The sequence below is a fragment of the Bacillus sp. FSL R5-0431 genome (assembly GCF_038002985.1).
Lineage (GTDB): Bacteria > Bacillota > Bacilli > Bacillales > Bacillaceae > Bacillus.
The window spans coordinates 1,651,637-1,670,870 of sequence record NZ_JBBOOG010000001.1; the positions used below are offsets into that span (position 1 = coordinate 1,651,637).

At 40.7% G+C, this 19,234-nt stretch carries 23 protein-coding genes; 15 read left to right on the forward strand and 8 right to left on the reverse strand.

All coding sequences use genetic code 11. The annotated features are described in order from the left end of the window. Positions 1-8 precede the first annotated feature (8 nt). On the forward strand, positions 9-1,910 hold the full coding sequence (mutL, locus tag MKZ03_RS08180; RefSeq protein ID WP_341031501.1) for a DNA mismatch repair endonuclease MutL: 1,902 nt from the start codon (positions 9-11) through the stop codon (positions 1,908-1,910). 86 nt (positions 1,911-1,996) lie between these two features. On the opposite strand, the gene bslA is transcribed toward mutL, so the two are convergent. Next, positions 1,997-2,533: a biofilm surface layer hydrophobin BslA gene (gene bslA / locus MKZ03_RS08185; protein ID WP_034662185.1), complete on the reverse strand. Its 537-nt coding sequence runs from the start codon at positions 2,531-2,533 to the stop codon at positions 1,997-1,999. Positions 2,534-2,657: 124 nt separating this feature from the next. Continuing rightward, entirely contained in the window at positions 2,658-3,056 is a 399-nt protein-coding gene (locus MKZ03_RS08190; protein ID WP_334749198.1) for a hypothetical protein, read from the reverse strand. A 574-nt stretch (positions 3,057-3,630) separates the two neighbouring features. Between MKZ03_RS08190 and MKZ03_RS08195 the strand changes: the two genes are divergently transcribed. The 3 genes from MKZ03_RS08195 (at position 3,631) to MKZ03_RS08205 (ending at position 6,481) form a co-directional block, all read left to right on the forward strand. Then, positions 3,631-4,104, forward strand: coding sequence for a CarD family transcriptional regulator (locus MKZ03_RS08195; RefSeq protein ID WP_034662177.1), 474 nt, complete (start codon positions 3,631-3,633; stop codon positions 4,102-4,104). Between the two features lie 313 nt (positions 4,105-4,417). Beyond that, the gene (locus MKZ03_RS08200; protein ID WP_334749199.1) at positions 4,418-5,167 is read left to right on the forward strand and encodes a poly-gamma-glutamate hydrolase family protein; all 750 of its coding nucleotides are present in this window, start codon (positions 4,418-4,420) and stop codon (positions 5,165-5,167) included. A gap of 165 nt (positions 5,168-5,332) precedes the next feature. Beyond that, entirely contained in the window at positions 5,333-6,481 is a 1,149-nt protein-coding gene (locus MKZ03_RS08205; protein ID WP_260336065.1) for a Rap family tetratricopeptide repeat protein, read from the forward strand. A 90-nt stretch (positions 6,482-6,571) separates the two neighbouring features. Here the strand turns inward: MKZ03_RS08205 and MKZ03_RS08210 are convergent, their stop codons facing one another. Continuing rightward, a complete protein-coding gene (locus MKZ03_RS08210; RefSeq protein ID WP_307499648.1) occupies positions 6,572-7,897 on the reverse strand; it encodes a S8 family peptidase in 1,326 nt (441 codons plus the stop codon). 584 nt (positions 7,898-8,481) lie between these two features. Here MKZ03_RS08210 and MKZ03_RS08215 point away from each other — a divergent pair. Both MKZ03_RS08215 and MKZ03_RS08220 read left to right on the forward strand, forming a co-directional pair. After that, positions 8,482-9,216: a poly-gamma-glutamate hydrolase family protein gene (locus MKZ03_RS08215; protein WP_034662166.1), complete on the forward strand. Its 735-nt coding sequence runs from the start codon at positions 8,482-8,484 to the stop codon at positions 9,214-9,216. Positions 9,217-9,292: 76 nt separating this feature from the next. After that, on the forward strand, positions 9,293-9,742 hold the full coding sequence (locus MKZ03_RS08220) for an OsmC family protein (protein ID WP_034662163.1): 450 nt from the start codon (positions 9,293-9,295) through the stop codon (positions 9,740-9,742). A 47-nt stretch (positions 9,743-9,789) separates the two neighbouring features. Here MKZ03_RS08220 and erbB read toward each other — a convergent pair whose 3' ends face one another. The 4 genes from erbB to MKZ03_RS08240 all read right to left on the reverse strand — a co-directional run bounded on the left by erbB (position 9,790) and on the right by MKZ03_RS08240 (position 11,394). Further along, on the reverse strand, positions 9,790-10,158 hold the full coding sequence (gene erbB, locus MKZ03_RS08225; RefSeq protein WP_307499650.1) for an SMR family multidrug efflux transporter EbrB: 369 nt from the start codon (positions 10,156-10,158) through the stop codon (positions 9,790-9,792). A gap of 15 nt (positions 10,159-10,173) precedes the next feature. Next, on the reverse strand, positions 10,174-10,491 hold the full coding sequence (erbA, locus tag MKZ03_RS08230) for an SMR family multidrug efflux transporter EbrA (RefSeq protein ID WP_060596350.1): 318 nt from the start codon (positions 10,489-10,491) through the stop codon (positions 10,174-10,176). Between the two features lie 2 nt (positions 10,492-10,493). Next, positions 10,494-11,036 (reverse strand): TetR/AcrR family transcriptional regulator, encoded by a 543-nt coding sequence (locus MKZ03_RS08235; protein WP_066030878.1) that lies wholly within the window; start codon positions 11,034-11,036, stop codon positions 10,494-10,496. Positions 11,037-11,148: 112 nt separating this feature from the next. Further along, a complete protein-coding gene (locus MKZ03_RS08240; protein ID WP_106047819.1) occupies positions 11,149-11,394 on the reverse strand; it encodes a spore coat protein in 246 nt (81 codons plus the stop codon). Positions 11,395-11,498: 104 nt separating this feature from the next. On the opposite strand from MKZ03_RS08240, the gene MKZ03_RS08245 reads away from it, so the two are divergent. The 9 genes from MKZ03_RS08245 to MKZ03_RS08285 all read left to right on the forward strand — a co-directional run bounded on the left by MKZ03_RS08245 (position 11,499) and on the right by MKZ03_RS08285 (position 18,373). Further along, positions 11,499-11,900 (forward strand): YmaF family protein, encoded by a 402-nt coding sequence (locus MKZ03_RS08245; protein WP_341031508.1) that lies wholly within the window; start codon positions 11,499-11,501, stop codon positions 11,898-11,900. Between the two features lie 69 nt (positions 11,901-11,969). Then, positions 11,970-12,926: a tRNA (adenosine(37)-N6)-dimethylallyltransferase MiaA gene (gene miaA, locus MKZ03_RS08250; RefSeq protein WP_106071503.1), complete on the forward strand. Its 957-nt coding sequence runs from the start codon at positions 11,970-11,972 to the stop codon at positions 12,924-12,926. A gap of 25 nt (positions 12,927-12,951) precedes the next feature. Beyond that, the gene (gene hfq / locus MKZ03_RS08255) at positions 12,952-13,173 is read left to right on the forward strand and encodes an RNA chaperone Hfq (RefSeq protein ID WP_003211269.1); all 222 of its coding nucleotides are present in this window, start codon (positions 12,952-12,954) and stop codon (positions 13,171-13,173) included. 161 nt (positions 13,174-13,334) lie between these two features. After that, on the forward strand, positions 13,335-13,661 hold the full coding sequence (locus tag MKZ03_RS08260; protein ID WP_307499653.1) for a YmzC family protein: 327 nt from the start codon (positions 13,335-13,337) through the stop codon (positions 13,659-13,661). A gap of 79 nt (positions 13,662-13,740) precedes the next feature. Continuing rightward, positions 13,741-13,953, forward strand: a complete 213-nt coding sequence (locus tag MKZ03_RS08265) for a hypothetical protein (protein WP_003212415.1) — start codon at positions 13,741-13,743, stop codon at positions 13,951-13,953. 265 nt (positions 13,954-14,218) lie between these two features. Further along, a complete protein-coding gene (nrdI, locus tag MKZ03_RS08270; protein WP_008360380.1) occupies positions 14,219-14,611 on the forward strand; it encodes a class Ib ribonucleoside-diphosphate reductase assembly flavoprotein NrdI in 393 nt (130 codons plus the stop codon). Beyond that, complete coding sequence (gene nrdE, locus MKZ03_RS08275; RefSeq protein ID WP_066030874.1) at positions 14,571-16,673, forward strand: class 1b ribonucleoside-diphosphate reductase subunit alpha; 2,103 nt, start codon at positions 14,571-14,573, stop codon at positions 16,671-16,673. The genes nrdI and nrdE overlap by 41 nt, the downstream gene beginning before the upstream one ends. 17 nt (positions 16,674-16,690) lie before the next feature. After that, positions 16,691-17,671 carry a class 1b ribonucleoside-diphosphate reductase subunit beta gene (nrdF, locus tag MKZ03_RS08280; RefSeq protein ID WP_034662137.1) on the forward strand — a complete coding sequence of 327 codons (981 nt, stop codon included), beginning with the start codon at positions 16,691-16,693 and terminating at the stop codon, positions 17,669-17,671. A gap of 84 nt (positions 17,672-17,755) precedes the next feature. After that, complete coding sequence (locus tag MKZ03_RS08285) at positions 17,756-18,373, forward strand: hypothetical protein (RefSeq protein WP_341031510.1); 618 nt, start codon at positions 17,756-17,758, stop codon at positions 18,371-18,373. Between the two features lie 67 nt (positions 18,374-18,440). Here MKZ03_RS08285 and MKZ03_RS08290 read toward each other — a convergent pair whose 3' ends face one another. Further along, entirely contained in the window at positions 18,441-19,199 is a 759-nt protein-coding gene (locus tag MKZ03_RS08290; RefSeq protein ID WP_307499655.1) for an N-acetylmuramoyl-L-alanine amidase, read from the reverse strand. Positions 19,200-19,234 lie beyond the last annotated feature (35 nt).

The following is a 19,234-nucleotide window of genomic DNA, read 5'->3' on the forward strand; positions in this document are numbered from 1 at the left end:
TGAGCAAAATGGCAAAGATTATTCAGTTATCCGATGACCTATCCAATAAAATTGCTGCTGGTGAAGTAGTTGAGCGTCCGGCTTCTGTCGTAAAGGAGCTTATGGAAAATGCAATCGATGCAAGCAGTACAGTCATTGAAATCGATGTAGAAGAAGCAGGTCTTTCCTCTATTAGAATGATTGATAATGGTGTTGGAATCGATGCTGAAGATTGTAAGCTCGCCTTTCAGCGCCATGCAACGAGTAAAATCAAAGATGAAAATGATCTGTTCCGTGTCAGAACACTCGGATTCAGGGGAGAGGCGCTGCCAAGTATCGCTTCTGTCTCTCATCTAGAAATGAAAACAAGTACTGGTGAAGGAGCTGGAACGCACCTGGTACTGCAAGGCGGAAAGATCATTTCAGAGAAAAAAACCTCTGGCCGCCGCGGTACCGAGATTGTCGTTACCAACTTATTTTACAATACGCCTGCCCGTTTAAAATACATGAAAACCGTTCATACGGAGCTTGGCAATATATCGGATGTCGTCAATCGAATTGCGCTGGCTCACCCAGAAGTATCAATTCGCTTGCGACATCAAGGGAAAGTTCTGCTTCAGACGAATGGAAACGGAGATGTGCGGCATGTGCTTGCGGCCATTTACGGGACAGCTGTTGCGAAAAAAATGGTGCCGCTTCACGTGCAATCACTTGATTTTGAAGTGAAAGGATATATCTCCTTGCCAGAAGTGACAAGGGCATCACGGAATTATATGTCTTCTGTTGTAAACGGCAGATATGTTAAGCATTTTCCGCTCGTGAAAGCGGTCCATGAAGGGTATCACACCCTGCTGCCGATTGGCCGCCATCCGATTACATTTATTGAGATGAAGATGGACCCCATTTTAGTGGATGTGAACGTTCACCCTTCGAAGCTTGAAGTGAGACTAAGTAAAGAGCAGGAACTTCATGAGCTAATCAAACAAGGAATTAAGGAAGTATTTCAAAAGCAGCAACTCATTCCAAGTGCTTCGGTACCAAAGAAAGCACCAATGCCAGCTATCAAAAATGAGCAGCAATCCTTAACCTTTGATGCGAAAAAAATAAACACAAGCGTGTCGGAAACGCCGCTATCCTATCAGCCGGAGCCTCTCGAATCGGTTGTATACGAGACAAGTCAGACGGGTACATATGGGACGGCTGAGCAGGAAAAGACTGAGGCGTCATCACCCGTATTTTATGAAGATGCTCCATCTGAGCGTGTTCATTTAGAGGAATCCGCCGCTTCACTTGAATATGAAGAGACGGTACTGAGAGAAGATGTTGCAGAAACCATTTCAGAAAACGAACGTGTTCCAGTCATGTATCCCATCGGGCAAATGCACGGCACATATATTTTGGCTCAAAATGAACGAGGGCTTTATATTATCGATCAGCATGCGGCCCAGGAGCGAATCAAGTATGAGTATTATCGTGAGAAGGTAGGAGAGATCAAGCAGGAAGTGCAAGAAATGCTCGTCCCATTAACATTCCACTACTCGAAAAACGATATGCTGATTATTGAAGAGCATAAAGAGATACTAACGAAAGTGGGCGTCTTCTTAGAGCCTTTCGGTTCAGGAAGCTACATTGTTCGGTCGCATCCGCAGTGGTTTCCAAAAGGGGAAGAGGCTGAACTGATCGAAGAGATTATAGAGCAAGTGCTAGATGAGAAGCGTGTTGATATCAAAAAATTGAGAGAAGAAGCGGCGATCATGATGAGCTGTAAAGGTTCTATCAAAGCAAATCGCCATTTGCGAAATGATGAAATCAAAGCCCTATTAGATGAACTCCGGCAGACAAAGGACCCCTTCACTTGTCCGCACGGCCGGCCGATCATCATTCATCACTCGACATATGAAATGGAAAAAATGTTTAAACGGGTCATGTGATCAAATGAAAAAAAGACAAAGGGCTAAAATAAAAATCATTTTAGCCCTTTGTCAGTTGGAGCGCTCTTATTAGAGCGCTTTTTTATTTAGCATCCACAAGGATTTGGCGGTGTGACCACAACTGGTCGTGTTTGAATATCAAGGGTGTCCTCTGCATAAAATTTAGAACCAATGCTAAGCGCACGGTTTTCTGCGCGGAACGTGTATGTACCTGCAGCAGGAAGTACTTTATGTGAAAGTTGTAATTTATATTGTGAGATTCCTAATAAATCGATTCTAGCTGGAATGCGGACAGTTTTTCCACTGTTCAAAATGTAGCTGTCTTTTAATGCTTTTCCATTGAAGATGTCTTTTGTTGTCGCTTGAAAGCCTGCAGGCAATGTGAACTCAATGGCACCGATACTTAAAACAGAATTTGGGCGGTATGTCAGCTCAATGTCAGAAAAAGACCATTCCTGCTTACTTGTACCTGTAATTTTTGCATAAAGTTCAGCTGGTCTTGCATTCGTTGATGCTTTGCCTTCCTCCGTTTTGACTCCTTCTGCGGATGCGGCAATCGGTACCGATAGTGCCATGACCAGTGTAAGCATTCCCATCATGATCATTGTCCATGTTTTTTTCATTTCTTCCTTCCCCCTTGTTGAATATAGGTAAATAATAGATGATTACACCCATTATTTACCTACAAGGTTACCATATTCCTATATGGTATTAAATGGTATATTATACCCTTATTTTGTCACTTGTTTAGTAATAACGGGGGAAAAACGCATTTGGTTGGTTCATTCCATAACCATGGCCTGTCATTTGCTGATTTGGCATCATCATATGCATATCTTGATATCCGTATGGATGATATGGCATCATTCCGTATCCACCATAGTGGCCAAGATGATGGTGATCTTTCATTGGAACATGTGAAAAGGCATCATGCTGATTTGGAAACGTCGAATAGGTTGAATGATGATGCGGATAGTGTCCGCTGTACATATCTTTTTTACCGGTATGATAATGCTTTGGTATATTAATAGGATCCTGCATGTTTGGCGCGACCACATGCTCATGATTGGCTGTATACACATTCTCAAATGTATGATAGGGATTTTCTTGGTGATGATGATTCATTGGGCTATTCATATTGTTCATTTGATATCTCATCCTTTATGTCAGGTTGCCATATCCTATGAGCATGATCCGTTTCATGAGCCTATCCATATGAAAAAAACCGGCTTTTCAGCCGGGAAAACGAAAAGCAGGTGAAAGCGTCAATTGCTAATATGAGAAGCCATGTCTTCTTCTACGACGCTTCTTACAGCTGCTGCAGACACTTTTAGGACAGTAATAGGGATCGTAGCTTCTAGAAGTATCCCAGAAATCGCTCTCAAACCATTTATCTTTTTTATGATGAAACTTTTTTTCTTTACATGGATCCTCATGGCAATGATCGTCATGCTTTTTATAACAGTTTGAGTGGGAATGTTTGCACTTGCACTTGCATTTGCACATTGTCATCCCTCCTAAATGTGACTCAATGCTAGTATATGCAAGAATAAGACAAGGGGACTGGATGATGGCGCTTTTTTTGTAAAAAAAGGCTTTTTCTGAAAAACTCAAATAAAAAGAATTGACTAGTGCTAAAATAACATGATAGAATATAAATTTTTATCCACCGATGAAATGTGTTATAATCATAATGTGAATACTTTCGGAGGTGGCGGATTTGTTTCAAATAGGTGATAAAATTGTTTACCCTATGCATGGTGCCGGTGTGATTGAAGGAATGGAAGAAAAAGAGATTTTAGGTAAGACGGAGGAATATTTTCTGATTCAAATGCCGAATATGCAGATGATGATCCCAAGAGGCAGAATCAATCAACTAGGTATACGTCCGGTAGCAGATCAAGCAACGCTGAAAGTTGTGATGAACAATTTTGCAGAAGAAACAAACGACGACACGCTTACTTGGAAGCAAAGATATGATGAAAATCTGAAAAAGCTAAAAACAGGTGCGATCGAAGATGGTGCAGACGTTGTCAAAGATCTGATGAGACGCAATCAGAAGAAAGCATTAAATTCAAGTGAAAAGAAGATGCTTGAAGATGCACGAGGCATGTTAGTGAGTGAGATTTCTCTTGCACAAGGACTGTCGCAAGATGAAGTCCTTTCAGCTTTAGAGAATGAACTAAGAGTTTAATGATGGATATACAGTAATTGGCTGTAAACAGAAGGGCATACCTTTTGTTTACGGCTTTTTTTGTTTGAAATCAGAAGAATATGTCCATTTTTGTAGGTGATTTTAACTAAAGCTAAAATAAGGTCATACGATGCAGTTTTTATTCAAGCAATGAATGATTCAAAGAAGTCAGAAATACCTAGGGCAGCATAAAAAAACAGGTAAGTTCTCCTGATTCGTTCAAATGAGCCGGACAACCTTTGAATTCTGTTAGCCATTGATAGTAAAATAATGCGATAAGATGACACCTAAGAGAATGAAAAGGAGCGGTGAAATGAAAAGGCTACTGATATGTGGATTCATCTTTCTGATCCTGTGTGCTCTTTTAATGGTGAAATGCAGCCATTCTGTTCAAGAAAAAAAAGAGCAAAAGCAATATCAAGAAGAGGTAGAAAAGTATCATAAAGAGCGAAAAAAAGGGGATCAATATGAAAGCTTTAAACAGCTTATCCGACATGAAAGAGAAGGCTATGAAATAGAATTTCACGAAAAGGGTGGAAGTGATTTACTCGTATTTTCTCCTCATGGAGGGGAAATTGAACCAGGAACAAGTGAAATTGTAGAAGCATTTCAAGAAAAGTACTCTACGTATTTGTTTGAAGGAACAAAACAAGACAATAATCGTGATTTGCATATTACAAGCACAAAGTTTGATGAACCGATATTGGTTCAAATGATTAAAACGTATCCCTTCTCCATTTCCATCCACGGCTATAAAAGTGATAAAAGACACACGCTAGTTGGCGGGACAAACGAAAAAATGCAAAGAGCAGTTGTTCGAGAATTAAAGGATCGAGGATTTTCTGCAGAAATGGTGCAAGAAGGCGAACGGCTTTCAGGAACAGATCCCAAAAATATTAATAATCGAAATGCGAGTGGTGAAAGTGTTCAGCTAGAAATTAGTACGGCGCAGAGAGAAGCCTTTTTTGACAATTTTGATACGAGAAAAGGAAAGAAAAAAGCATTCAGACGTTATATCAGTGCTTTAAAAGAAGTATTAAGAGAATTTGACCCATCTTCGTAGAAAAACCGTTTTGATGGGCAAAAGTACTCTATTTAAACTTGGTAAAAAAGATAGAAATATGCGAAATAGACATAAATTATGTAATAACTTACAATTTGCCTTAAAAACATAAATTATGTAAAATAATAGTTATCAGTTTGATATGATAGAATGGGGCTGAAGTGGATGGCACACAAAATACCATCTTCCGAAGTAGGTGTAAAGATCAATCAATGGTACACGCATATTTGCAAATTTGAAGTCGAACAAGCAAACGATATGAAGCGCCTTGTTGAAGAAGAAATTCATGAGATGGAAGAGGATCAAGATTTACTTCTATACTATTCTCTAATGGATTTTCGCCATCAAATGATGCTTCAGCATTTAACGCCAGTCCATGCAGGGAGTGAAACGCTTCAAGCCGTGTCTTTTCCGAAAGAAATGGAAGATGGAGAAGATGAGATGACAGGCTTGCTCGGCTATTACTTTCATTTTTTCCATGGAATGTATGCGTTTATCCAGCGCCGGTATATCGAGGCTATTTCCTATTACAAGCATGCGGAACATCAACTGATCTTAGTGACAGATGAGATTGAAAAAGCGGAATTTTACTATAAAATCGCTGAAGTATACTATCATATGAAACAAACTTATTTCTCCATGCATTATGCTAAAAAGGCGAGAGACATTTATAAAAAACATCAGCTTTATGGAAAAAGAAGCATTCAATGTGATTTTGTCATGGCAGGTAATTGGATTGATGTGAGTCAGCACCAAAAAGCGCTTCCTTATTTAGAAAAAGCGTTAAAGGTCTGTGAAGCGATGGAACGGCAAGAATGCACATCTTATTTTAAAGCGATGGCTCTTAATAACTTAGGTGCTTGTCATTATAGTATGGGAACGTATCATACAGCGACTGTCTTTTTTGAACAAGCCATTTCCCTTTATCAAAAAGATCAAGCATCCACGATGATCAAATCATTATTTTCACTTGCCCTTACTTGTTTTAAACTCGGAGATATCCAGCGGGCGGGCGAGGCTATACGTAAAGGAATGAACGAGGCTTGTTTATTGGAAGATGAAATTTATCAGTTGAAATTCCAATTTTTGCAGGCGCTTTATATAGAAAAAGACAGCTGTGAGCAATTAAGGTCGGCCCTTTTTGGTCTGCGAAGCAAAAAAATGTTTGCTGATTTAGAGGAATTAGCACTTGATGCGGCTAATTATTATAAGGAACGCGACATGTACAAGGAATCTTCCACTTTTTTTGAGATTGTGATCGAAGCGCGTACGCACATTCAAAAAGGAGATGAGATGTATGAGAACGAAGCATAACATGTCAGCTGCTCAAGTAGATGAAAGACTTCACACGTAATAACAGACAAACAACACCCTTTACGAATCAACGTAAAGGGCTTTTTTAATTTATTCTTTGATGGCTTTTTCTGCGTCAATGGCACCTGCTCCGTAAATCATCGGGTCATCTCCAGACCACTTGCTTGTATTTTCTTTTAACAGGGTTTTGACATCATCGGGCGTTAAATCTGGTGAATGCTCTAAAAGAAGAGCGCAAATACCAGCACAAATCGGTGTTGCCATAGATGTGCCAGATAACGTCGTGTAATCGTCATCGACTCTGCTTGATTTATCGAGTTTATCTAGAAAGGACCTTGGTGATCTGAGAGAGACGATGTTTACTCCTGGTGCGAGAATATCAGGCTTTGTTTCACCATAAACAGTAGGGCCTCTGCTCGAAAATGGTGCCACGATATCATCGTTTGATTCTGGTGTATTCCGGTCATCAAAAGCGCCAACGGTAATAACTTTTTGACTGACGGCAGGGCTCGCAATCGTTTGGCTGTTAGGACCAGAGTTTCCGGCAGCGACGCATACAACAATGCCTTGATCCCAAGCAGCATTGACAGCGCGCACCATCGGATCGTCTTGTTCGTCATCATAACGCTGGGCCTCTCCGCCTAGTGACATACTCATAATATGAATCGGATCATCAGGGTGATCTTCATTGAACTGGATGCACCATTCAACCCCTTCTATAATAGTAGAAAGTGATCCAGCCCCTTGTTTATTTAACACTTTCACGCCAATTAAATTAGCTTTTGGAGCAGGTCCTTTGTACAAGCCATCTGAGGCAGCTCCGTCTCCAGCTACATCTCCAGCGCAGTGAGTGCCATGCCCGTTATCATCATAAGGCTTTGTTTTTTGCTTGACTAAATCCACAAAATCGCGAATTCTTCCTTCTAGATCTTCATGCGGATAAATCCCTGTGTCAATGACAGCGACCGTAATACCTTCCCCTGTTAAGGTTGTACCGTTTCGGATGACTTCATCAGTATGACTTGCTTGTGTGGCCACATCCAGAAGTGCATGAACTTTCCTGTCTAAATAAATTTTACGAATATGCTCACCATTCGCTAACAGCTCCTCTAAAGCATCCGGTGTTAGGTCAGCAGCGCAGCAGTCGATATGTGAAAAGTGCCGTTTAATTTTTGTTTTTCTATTTTTTTTCATGAACTGTTTTGCGCTTTGAATACCTGCTTCGACCGCACCTTCCTTAAATTCAATGATCACACGAAGCTTCTTTCTCTTCTTTAATCTTCCTTCCAAGAAACGATGAAGAAAGCATGGCGTCCATTTAAAAGGTTTATAAAGGTGAAGGACGGTTTCTCTTAAAGGCTGATCCAGTTTACTAGCATGTGTTCTGACCATTTGCACCATAGAAAATCCAAACATGTAATGCCCTCCATTCTAGCTATCCATTCTTGTACACTATTACGTTATGAGAATGAGAGCTGCTTGGTTCGGATTCATGCCCCTCCTTTTCTTCATATTGGCGGCTGACTGATTTCTCTTTAAAAAGAAAAGCGCTTACATTTTGTAAAATAATAGAAAAAGGTGAAAAACATGTAGAATCTGCCGATGATAGGTGGGAGAGTTCTTCAAAGAGAACCGGTGAAACAATCGATTTTGCAGAAAAAAGGGGGGGATAAACAGGGTCAATGCTCATACAAATGTGACTTGTCACAGAGGAAAAAAATCAAATCCATATAAATACAAGCCGAATTAAAGAAAACAGACTGGATAGAACTAGGCCATTTTAAACATAACTTCATTTGTCTGTCATACTATTCTAACTCTGTTTTCAAAGAGGAGAGGCGTTTCTGTGTATATAAATGCAATTATCTTATTTTTGAGGAATCTCATGATCTAGAGTGTTATGATCAAATTTGAAGAGAAAAAGTGGAAAAAATGAAAAGAAATGATGATTCAATATAAATCATAGAAACGGCTTAGAAATCTGTTAAAGGAGAACGGGAATGAAGAAGTTTTTTGCTTTGCTTCTCCTGCTTGCGATCGGATGGGGCGTTTATTATACAATGCAAGCACAGGAACATGATGAGCCAGTGTCATCAGGTGGGGAAGACGAAAGCGGTTCAAATGATATTTATCGCAATTTTAAAGAACTGGAAGAAAACGAATCAACAAGCAGCTATCAGATTACAGCCAACCCAGTGCCTGGAAGCCGTCTTCTAGTGATGTCACCCCATGGCGGGAGGATTGAAGGCGGCGTGAGCGAGATCGTCCATTTTTTCGATAATGATTTCTCTACGTATCTGTTTGAAGGCTTAAGAGAGAATGCGTCAGAACTTCATATTACAAGCACAAACTTTGATGAGCCAGTCGGCGTCGCGCAGGCAAAAGCACACGATTATATCTTAGCAGTTCATGGATACAAAGGTGAGGAAGGAATTGACCATACTCTCGTTGGCGGAACAGATTACGACCGTGCAGAAAAAATTGTGAACTCATTAGAGCGGAACGGATTTTCTGCTGAACTGGCTGTCGCACACGCAACCCTGAGCGGAACAAGCAATCATAATATTAATAATCTTACAAAAACAGGGCAAAGTGTACAGCTAGAGATTAGTAGAAGTCAGCGTGAAGCTTTATTTGACAGTTTTGACTTTCGGCGGCGGTCGAGTACAAAAAACGAGACGTTCTACCGGTATGTCAGGGCGATTCGGACAGTGCTGGATGAGGAATATACATAAAGATGGTGCACATGTTAAGACAAGCAGCGTGAATTCTTGTTACACTATAAAAAGTATAACAAAAGGAGAGACGAATATGGCGCGTCATCATTTTCATCTTCAGGCGAGCTGGCCTGGTCTGCGTAACGATGTGGGTACAATCTCATGTGAACAGTTAAAAACGAAGATTTCAATTCCAAAAGAAATGGACGGTCCCGGCATTGGAACAAATCCAGATGAGATGCTCTTAGGTGCAGCGGCTACGTGTTATATTATTACACTTGCCGCTATGATGGAGCGGAGCCAATTAGAGAAAGAGGATCTAACGATGAGTTCTGAGGCTGTCGTAGATGTGACCAATGGTGTGTTTACATATGAAAAAATCATTCACCGGCCTGTCATCATCCTCAAACAATCCGCTTCCCCGCAAGATATTGAGCTGGCCCGCAAGCTCGCGCATAAAGCCGAAAGCTCATGTATGATCTCAAGAGCTGTTCAAGGAAATGTGGCCATTTCCTTAGAAGAAACCATTCAAGTTGGTGGGTAAAAACAAAAAAGTCATTTTCTCTTATTAAATGGAGAAAATGACTTTTTTTATGACGTCCATTCGGTTTGATCGATTTGTTCTTTGTTTTCTTCCTTTTGTTTTTTGGACAGGTTCAAGACAATCACGCCGCATATCACAAGTGCAAGGCCGATGAAGCCTTTTATGTGAATGGTTTCGTTAAACAGCACGAGTCCGATAAGAGCAGTGAGTGCTGTTCCAACGCCAGACCATGTCGCATAAGCAGACGAAAGTTCAATCGTTTTAAGTGCCAAACTGAGGAAGGTAAAGGCGCAGCCAAATCCGATCAGGACCCCAATACTCGGTAGCAGTTGCGAAAAACCTTGTGAAAGCTTCAGCATCGTACTGCCAAAAACCTCCGTCAAAATGGCTCCTGTTAAATAGAGCATTCCTTTCATGATCTCCCACATCCTTTATGACATATTTAAAAGTACAACCCCTGAGACAAGCATCGCTATCCCAATGACTGCTCTTTGGTTCAAGGTTTCTTTGAAAAAAAGCACGCCAAAAATAGCCGTGAGGACTGTACCAACCCCAGACCATGTTGCGTAAGACATGCTAAGCGGAATGATGTTAAGTGTCAATGACAGCATATAAAATGCAAGTGTATAGCCAGCAACAACGACAGCGCTAGGCTTAAAGCGCGTAAAGCCATTTGAGAGTTTTAACATCACGGCGCCAATGGCTTCTGAAAAAATGGCCACAGCCAGAAAAAGATATCCGAGGATCATGATCATCCCTCCTCTAATAGGTGTAAAATCCGATGAAGTAAAAGGGTTTTTTCTTCTCGATTCAGCGGTTCAAGCTGAAACATTTCTGAAAACCATATCCCATCACATGCGAGTCGAATTAGCTGACTCAATGCAGGGTCGTTTATTTCCTCAGCTGCTTTCGCTTTGAACTCCGCATAAAAATCACGCCAAGGGTTCAATAACGCTTCATCAAATGACATGGTAGCCATCATACTTGTACATAGCTGGGTCGTATTTTGATGATCAAGATCATGTAATGTGGCCAATATATATGCACGTACATAAGGCGCTTTTTCGTGTTTGTAAGTTTCTTGATACGTTTCGAGCTGCTGACGAAAGCAAAGAATCGCGTGCTCATTCATTTTTTGGATGAGCTCTTCCTTGCTTGCAAAATGATAAAGCAGGCCGGCTTTGGTCATATGTGCATGCTCTGCCACTTGCTGAAGGGTAAGCTGGCTTAATCCTTCTTCTAAAATCGTGCGGGCAGCTGCATCAAAGATTTGCTCTTTTTTGGTTTTAGACATAAAAAAAACACCTACTTTACTGAACGGTCGGTAAAGTAAATGTTAACCCATCAAAAACGAGTGTGTCAATCGATTCATTTGATGAACAGATATTTTCACTAAAACGTCATATTTAATAATAAGGGTATGGTCCATATGGCGGATACGGCGGCGGATAAGGGTACCCATATCCATATCCTGGCGCAAGCAGAGACCCAGCAAGCAGACCTCCAGCAAAACCACCTAAAAATGGAGGTCCGAAGAATCCAGGTCTACCATAACCGAATCCAGGTCTCCCAAACCCAAAGCCCGGGCGTCCAAAACCAAAAGGTCTTCTCATGTCTTCTTGCATAAATGGCTGTGCGTCAAAATAATTCATAAAAAAAGGCTCCTCTCACATAAAATCACTGTAACTGACATCAGTGTATTCGAATGGCCTATATGTGTTTGGGTGAATGCCTAATATAAGGAGGAATGTTAAAAATGGGCCTGTATCCATCTGATTGGGCAAAATGCCCGCCGCATGCTCATGCCTATAAAGCACGAACGGATGTAACAGAGGAGCATTATCATTTAATAGAAGGCATTTCTCAGCCTGTCAATGGAAGCAATACAGATCAGCATACACATTTTTATCGCGGGATCACCTCTTTTGAGAGGGGGCATTTCCACAGATACTACGGCATCACAGGGCCTGCGATACCGAGAGTGGATGGTACGCACTATCACGAGATTGAGGAAGTCACGTTTTCTGCCTATAACGATTCTGTCCCTATTCCGTATGGAGGAGTCGTCTATAGTCCGGACGAAGAGCGGCAAACGCATACGCACCGTTTAAAAGGAAAAACATACGAAGTGGTCGGAAATGAACCACTCGGCTGGTGATAGGCCGTATATAGGAGAGAATGAGAAGTTATGCTATACTGTAGGCAGTTTGTAAAAGAGAGTGATGTTATGAAAAAAACGAAACAACCAGTGATTGTATTAGTAGGACCGACGGCTGTCGGCAAAACAAAACTGAGCATTCATATAGCCAAAGCATTTAATGGAGAAATTATCAGCGGTGATTCTATGCAGATTTATAAAGGAATGGACATTGGAACAGCTAAAATCACCCCTGAAGAAATGGATGGTGTCCCGCATCACTTAATTGATATTAAAGAGCCGGACGAATCCTTTTCTACAGCTGAATTTCAGCAGCTGGTCCGTTTGAAAATCAAAGAGATTGCCGCTAGAGGGAAAACACCCATGATTGTCGGCGGAACAGGTTTGTATATCCAATCTGTTTTATATGATTATACATTTACCGACGAGAAAAGTGATCCTGCTTTTAGAGAAGAAATGGCGCTGTTTGAACAGCAGCATGGCCCCCTTCAGCTGCACGAAAAGCTAAAGGCAGTAGACCCTGATGCTGCAAAAGCCATTCATCCGAATAATGTCCGCCGCGTGATCCGGGCGCTGGAAGTGATCCATACAACAGGTCAGAAAATGTCGGAGATGCAAAACGGTCATCAAGAAGTTCCTCTTTATGATACAGCCTTCATTGGGCTGAAAATGGATCGAGAGCTTTTGTACGAGCGCATTCACCAAAGAATTGATATGATGATAGATGAAGGCTTAATTGAGGAAGTGAGCGCACTTTATCAATCTGGCTTGAAGGATTGTCAATCGGTTCAAGCGATTGGTTATAAAGAGCTGTATGCGTATTTTCAAGGTGACTGCTCACTTGATGAAGCCACCCGGCAATTAAAGCAAAATTCACGCAGATATGCGAAGCGTCAGTTCACGTGGTTTCGTAATAAAATGGATGTCACTTGGTTCGACATGACACCGCCTTGCCACTTTTCAGACAAAAAAGAGGAAATTTTCGCATATATAGCAGGAAAGCTTGAACTTAAAGCGAAACTGTAGTTATCAGAACCAAGGAGGACGAAACATGAAACCGATTAATATTCAGGACCAATTTTTGAATCAAATCCGTAAAGACAATACCTTTGTCACAGTATTCTTACTGAATGGCTTTCAGCTTCGCGGTCAAGTGAAAGGGTTTGACAATTTCACGGTGCTGCTTGAAACAGAAGGGAAGCAGCAGCTTATTTATAAACACGCCATTTCTACATTTGCACCTCAAAAGAATGTAAATCTAGAATTAGAATAGGATATGTTCGACCTAATAGCCCCATGCATCTGCGAATAAACCGGCCGGAACCCGCTACGTTTTTTGTCAGTGCAGAGGGGCTATTTTGCATGCCGTGAAACTTTTCTGTCTATTTTACGTATAATCCCTTATTGGATATGAAGAAAGGTGAGGGAAGCGATATGGAAAATGCAGAGCTTGAATTAAGAAGGATTAGAGTGATCCTTCTATTGATTGGGATTGTTGTCTTATTTGGATCGTGCGCCATTTCAAACATTGAATCGAGACAGGAAAGCTCGCATAACTATGCTAATCAAGATGATAATGGACATATAGAGGGCCTTTTACAATCAGCTGTTGCACTAAAAAATAATCACTTTGCTGTTGTGAAAGATGAGGAAGTACATGTGTACCGGTTTGATGAAAAAGAGGGAGAACTGACCCTCGTTAAAACGAAGTACATAGATGAATGGGACGAGGAATATGATGATGATTCTGTTGAAGAGTAAGCACGTAAATTTACAAATGAATGTGAAGTCGCTACACTATAATCATGCATCAGACATCTAGACAGAAAAGGATGAGTTCATGACACACAAAATTAAAATTAATCACTGGGAACAAACTTGTGAAGACGACTCCTGTTTCGAATATGGAACAAGCGTTTCTGTAAATGGGAAAGAATTAGTCAGAGAAGCTTCAATCGTCTCTGCGCTTGAAGCGGTGCTAAAAGAATTAGGTGTTGAAGTGGAAATTACAGAAGTGTCAGAAGATTTACAGTGCGATGCCTACAAAAAATAAAACAAAAAGTCTAGTCTACTAAGCGATTTTTTTTCGTGTTATGATAGATTTCGGTTTCAGTTGAATAGGGAGTAGAGCAGTCTATTTTTAGATCCTGTTCTGCTCTATTTATTTGAACGTACGAGTTCGGCTATGAATGTTCGGCCGGGTTGGTTGATTTTTTTCGTTTCGAACATCTATATGTTGTGTTTTGAAAAAACATAGTATACTATATATAGTGAATAACGAAATGATCAACAATACTAAAAACTAGGTCGTGATGGAATTGATTCAAATCGTATTTGATTCAAAAACAGGAAATGTTCAACGCTTTTTGGACAAGACCCCTTTTACAGACAAACGAAAATTGACTGGAGAAGAGTTTTTGGATACGCCGTTTATTCTCGTCACCTTTACGACAGGATTTGGACAAGTCCCTAGTACCACTCAATCCTTTTTAGAGAAAAATGCTCACCTTTTACTAGGTGTAGCGGTGAGTGGAAACAAAGTGTGGGGAGATAATTTTGCCAAAAGCGCCGATACGATTTCTAAACAATATCAAGTTCCTATTTTGCACACCTTTGAACTAAGCGGAACAAAAAGGGATGTTGAATTGTTTACACAGGAGGTAGAAAGAATTGTCACAAAATCAGGTTCCAAAGTGGATACAATTAAATAACGAGATTATGATTCAAAAAGAAGGAAAGTTTCAGTTTGATAAGGACAAAGAAGCTGTACATAGTTATTTCGTAGATTATATTAATCAAAACACGGTCTTCTTTCACAACTTAGAAGAGAAGATTGATTACTTAATAGAAAACGACTACTATGAGGAAGAATTTTTAAGACAATACAGCATGGCAGATATTAAAGAAGTATTCGAAGCTGCATATGCGAAGAAATTTAGATTCCCATCATTCATGAGTGCGTTTAAGTTTTACAACGACTATGCACTGAAAACAAATGATAAAAAGAAAATCCTTGAACGCTATGAAGACCGCATTTCAGTTGTAGCGCTTTTCTTTGCGGGCGGAGATAAAGAAAAAGCACTTGAGTTTGTAGAACTGATGATCAATCAGGAGTACCAGCCAAGTACACCAACATTCTTAAACGCTGGACGTAAAAGACGCGGTGAGCTTGTGAGCTGTTTCTTGCTTGAAGTGAATGACTCATTAAACGATATTTCAAGAGCGATTGATATTTCAATGCAGCTTTCAAAACTAGGCGGCGGCGTCAGTTTGAACCTGTCAAAACTTCGTGCAAAAGGCGAAGCGATCAAAGATGTTGAAAACGCGACAAAAGGTGTCGTCGGCGTGATGAAGCTTCTTGATAATGCATTCAGATATGCAGATCAAATGGGACAAAGACAAGGATCAGGCAGTGCCTACCTCAATATTTTCCACAGAGATATCAATGATTTCTTAGATACAAAAAAAATCTCTGCTGATGAAGATGTTCGTGTGAAAACATTGTCCATCGGTGTTGTCATCCCGGACAAATTTATCGAGCTGGCAAGAGAAGATAAAACAGCTTACACCTTCTATCCGCACACAGTCTATAAAGAATATGGACAGCATCTTGATGAGATGGACATGGAAGAAATGTATGATGAGCTTGTAGAAAACCCGGAAATCAAAAAAGAAAAAGTCAATCCGAGAAAGCTTCTTGAAAAATTGGCTGTTCTTCGCTCAGAATCAGGCTATCCATATATCATGTTCCAAGATAATGTGAATAGAGAGCATGCATTAAACCATATTTCACGAGTGAAATTCTCAAACCTTTGCTCAGAAGTGCTTCAGGCTTCAGAGGTCTCTTCTTACACGGACTATGATCAAGAAGATGAAATTGGTCTTGATATTTCTTGTAATCTTGGTTCATTAAATATCATGAATGTCATGAAAAACAAATCGATCGAAAAAACGGTCAAACTTGCAACAGACTCACTAACACTTGTATCTGAAACAACAGACATTCGCAATGCACCGGCTGTTCGAAAAGCGAACAAAGCGATGAAGTCAATCGGACTTGGCGCGATGAACCTTCACGGATATTTGGCTCAAAACCAAATTGCCTATGAAAGTGAAGAAGCAAGAGATTTCGCGAATACGTTCTTTATGATGGTGAACTACTATTCAATTAAACGCTCAAGTGAGCTTGCAAAAGAAAAAGGAGAAACATTCCATCGTTATGAAGGCTCTGGCTATGCAACGGGCGAGTACTTCAATAAATACGTGGAGAATGATTTCACACCAAAAACAGAAAAAGCAGCAGCACTATTTGAAGGCATGCACATTCCAACAAAAGAAGACTGGGCAGCACTCAAAGACTTTGTAGCGGAAAATGGCATGTACCATAGCTACCGCTTATGTATTGCACCAACAGGTTCCATTTCTTATGTGCAATCGGCCACAGCCTCTGTTATGCCAATTATGGAACGTATCGAAGAAAGAACATACGGCAACAGCAAAACCTATTACCCAATGCCAGGTCTTTCAGCGCAGAACTGGTTCTTCTATAAAGAAGCGTACGATATGGACATGTTTAAAGTGGTCGATATGATCGCAACGATTCAGCAGCACGTCGATCAAGGAATCAGCTTTACACTATTTCTGAAAGATACGATGACAACGCGTGACTTAAACCGTATCGATCTGTATGCACACCATAAAGGCATTAAGACACTTTATTATGCAAGAACGAAGGATACAGGGCAGGAAGGCTGTCTTTCTTGTGTTGTTTGATTAAAGGAGAGTTTAACGTGACAAAAATTTATGATGCAGCCAACTGGTCAAAACACGAAGACGATTTTACACAAATGTTTTACAACCAAAATGTGAAGCAGTTCTGGCTTCCTGAAGAGATTTCCTTAAACGGGGATCTCTTAACATGGAAATATTTAGGTGAAAAAGAGCGAGATACGTACATGAAGGTACTTGCTGGCCTGACTTTACTTGATACAGAACAAGGAAATACAGGGATGCCGATTGTGGCTGAACATGTAGACGGCCATCAGCGTAAAGCAGTATTAAACTTTATGGCGATGATGGAAAATGCGGTACATGCAAAATCATACTCAAATATCTTCATGACCCTCGCACCAACTGAAACGATCAGTGAAGTGTTTGAATGGGTCAAGAAAAATAAATTCTTGCAAAAGAAAGCAGATATGATTGTCAGTTTATACCGTTCGATTCAAAAGGACGATCCGATTTCCCTTTTTAAAGCAATGGTTGCTTCTGTTTATTTAGAAAGCTTCCTATTTTACAGTGGTTTTTACTACCCGCTTTATTTCTATGGACAAGGAAAGCTCATGCAAAGTGGTGAAATCATCAACTTGATTTTGCGTGATGAAGCGATTCACGGTGTGTACGTTGGATTATTAGCGCAAGAAATTTACAACAAACAAACACCTGAAGTGCAAAAAGAGCTCTATGATTTCTCGATTGACCTCTTGAACGAGCTTTATGAAAATGAACTTCATTACACGGAAGATATATATGACCAAGTCAATTTATCACATGATGTGAAAAAGTTCATTCGTTACAATGCCAATAAAGCGTTAATGAACCTTGGATTTGCCCCTTACTTTGAAGAAGAAGAGATCAATCCAATTGTATTGAACGGACTCAATACAAAAACAAAGTCGCATGACTTCTTCTCAATGAAAGGGAACGGCTACAAAAAAGCAACTGTAGAGCCGTTAAAAGATGACGACTTCTTCTTTGGAGATGAATCATAAGTAAGGCGTAAAAGTCAAAACGCATCACTCGTTTTGGCTTTTTGCCATTTCATACAATGCGTTACATACTGGAGGTTACCGAGCATGGGAAAGATGGATGAAATCATACTAGTTGCACCGCGCACACGCGTGTTCCAAAACGAAACGCTTGCGTTTAATGGTGTGAATAGTGAAGAGAAAACAATCAACACCATTATGAAAGAAATCGAAGAGCACTTCGAGCAGATGCGCAGAGGCGATGCGGAAGAAAATCCTGACTTCAAGCAGCCGATTCCTTATGTCGTGATTAAGCGTGAGGACGAAGTGTATGTATATGAAAGGCTTCAAGGCGGGGGAGAGACTCGATTGCATCATAAGTTGTCTCTTGGCTTTGGTGGTCACATGAATTTCATCGAAGGGAAAAACTTTGCTGAAATTCTAAAAGAAAATACGGATCGTGAGCTGGACGAGGAACTTTCTATTCAAGAAGAAGACAAACTTGAGATGAAAACCCTTGGTTTAATTAATGATGATGACAACAGTGTCGGCCGTGTGCACATTGGCCTGTTATCAGCGCTTGAATTAGCGCCGGGTGCTCATGTAGAAGTGAAAGAAACAGATCAAATCTCAGGAAAATGGATGAAAGCATCCGATTTGAAAAAGCCCGAATACTTCGATCGACTTGAAACGTGGTCTCAATTTGTCGTGAACATTTTAGCATAAATGAATCAATAACAAACCGGCTCAGCAGCAGACTTGAGCCGGTTTGTTTCGTTATAATAGCTTCAGCTTATTGGAAAACGAATGCGTCGTGACCGGCCTGCTTTAATCTTGCGACGAGCTCATCCGCATTTTGCTTTGTGCGGAAAGCCCCAGCTTGCACTCGGAACATACCTCCCTCTAATACAACGAAGGCGTCAAAGCCTTTTGATTTTAGCGTGGCTGCTAATTCATCTGCATTGGCTTTCACCTTGAAAGCTCCAGCCTGTACTTTATAAAGATTACTAGCTTTTTTTTTCAGCTGAAAGGCTTTCTCTAATCCAGTGGCATGAGCGCGAGCGATGCCTTGAAGGAAGGTCGCATTGCGGAGCTTATTGGCATCAGCTGTCGTATCGATGAAACCATTCTCTGTTAAAATAGCGGGCATAGAAGTTTCTCGAAGAACGTGGAAGTTCGCTGTTTTCTTGCCGCGGTTGGCAAAATCCACCGAGCGAACAATTTCATCATGAAGGGCATTGCGATACGTGGTGGTCGGTGCTGAAACGCCAGGATACACAAAGCTTTCAAAACCTGTGCCCCCGCCTGCATTAATATGAATAGACACGAAATAGTCAGCTCCCCAGCTGTTTGCCGCATTTGTACGCTGGGCCAAAGTGACGGACTGGTCAATTGAACGACTTAAGCGGACAGAAACGTCATCATAATCACTAATCAACATATCTCTCAGTAAAATCGCGATTTGCAGTGTTATATTCTTCTCCAAAAGTCCATTTGCAGCAGCTCCAGAATCTGTTCCTCCGTGGCCAGGATCAATAAAAATTTTCACCATCTATTCATCACCTCGTCTTTATTTTATGAGAAAAT

What these genes read in the sequence shown, in the direction of transcription:
- MKZ03_RS08220 (WP_034662163.1), top strand. Translation starts at nt 9,293, where the DNA reads ATGGCGCGTCATCATTTTCATCTTCAGGCGAGCTGGCCTGGTCTGCGT.
- MKZ03_RS08235 (WP_066030878.1), bottom strand. Translation starts at nt 11,036, where the DNA reads ATGTCTAAAACCAAAAAAGAGCAAATCTTTGATGCAGCTGCCCGCACG.
- mutL (WP_341031501.1), top strand. Translation starts at nt 9, where the DNA reads ATGGCAAAGATTATTCAGTTATCCGATGACCTATCCAATAAAATTGCT.
- MKZ03_RS08210 (WP_307499648.1), bottom strand. Translation starts at nt 7,897, where the DNA reads ATGTTTGGATTTTCTATGGTGCAAATGGTCAGAACACATGCTAGTAAA.
- erbB (WP_307499650.1), bottom strand. Translation starts at nt 10,158, where the DNA reads ATGAAAGGAATGCTCTATTTAACAGGAGCCATTTTGACGGAGGTTTTT.
- miaA (WP_106071503.1), top strand. Translation starts at nt 11,970, where the DNA reads ATGAAAAAAACGAAACAACCAGTGATTGTATTAGTAGGACCGACGGCT.
- MKZ03_RS08290 (WP_307499655.1), bottom strand. Translation starts at nt 19,199, where the DNA reads ATGGTGAAAATTTTTATTGATCCTGGCCACGGAGGAACAGATTCTGGA.
- MKZ03_RS08215 (WP_034662166.1), top strand. Translation starts at nt 8,482, where the DNA reads ATGAAGAAGTTTTTTGCTTTGCTTCTCCTGCTTGCGATCGGATGGGGC.
- bslA (WP_034662185.1), bottom strand. Translation starts at nt 2,533, where the DNA reads ATGAAAAAAACATGGACAATGATCATGATGGGAATGCTTACACTGGTC.
- MKZ03_RS08265 (WP_003212415.1), top strand. Translation starts at nt 13,741, where the DNA reads ATGACACACAAAATTAAAATTAATCACTGGGAACAAACTTGTGAAGAC.
- hfq (WP_003211269.1), top strand. Translation starts at nt 12,952, where the DNA reads ATGAAACCGATTAATATTCAGGACCAATTTTTGAATCAAATCCGTAAA.
- erbA (WP_060596350.1), bottom strand. Translation starts at nt 10,491, where the DNA reads ATGATCCTCGGATATCTTTTTCTGGCTGTGGCCATTTTTTCAGAAGCC.
- MKZ03_RS08200 (WP_334749199.1), top strand. Translation starts at nt 4,418, where the DNA reads ATGAAAAGGCTACTGATATGTGGATTCATCTTTCTGATCCTGTGTGCT.
- MKZ03_RS08260 (WP_307499653.1), top strand. Translation starts at nt 13,335, where the DNA reads ATGGAAAATGCAGAGCTTGAATTAAGAAGGATTAGAGTGATCCTTCTA.
- MKZ03_RS08205 (WP_260336065.1), top strand. Translation starts at nt 5,333, where the DNA reads ATGGCACACAAAATACCATCTTCCGAAGTAGGTGTAAAGATCAATCAA.
- MKZ03_RS08190 (WP_334749198.1), bottom strand. Translation starts at nt 3,056, where the DNA reads ATGAACAATATGAATAGCCCAATGAATCATCATCACCAAGAAAATCCC.
- MKZ03_RS08285 (WP_341031510.1), top strand. Translation starts at nt 17,756, where the DNA reads ATGGGAAAGATGGATGAAATCATACTAGTTGCACCGCGCACACGCGTG.
- MKZ03_RS08240 (WP_106047819.1), bottom strand. Translation starts at nt 11,394, where the DNA reads ATGAATTATTTTGACGCACAGCCATTTATGCAAGAAGACATGAGAAGA.
- MKZ03_RS08245 (WP_341031508.1), top strand. Translation starts at nt 11,499, where the DNA reads ATGGGCCTGTATCCATCTGATTGGGCAAAATGCCCGCCGCATGCTCAT.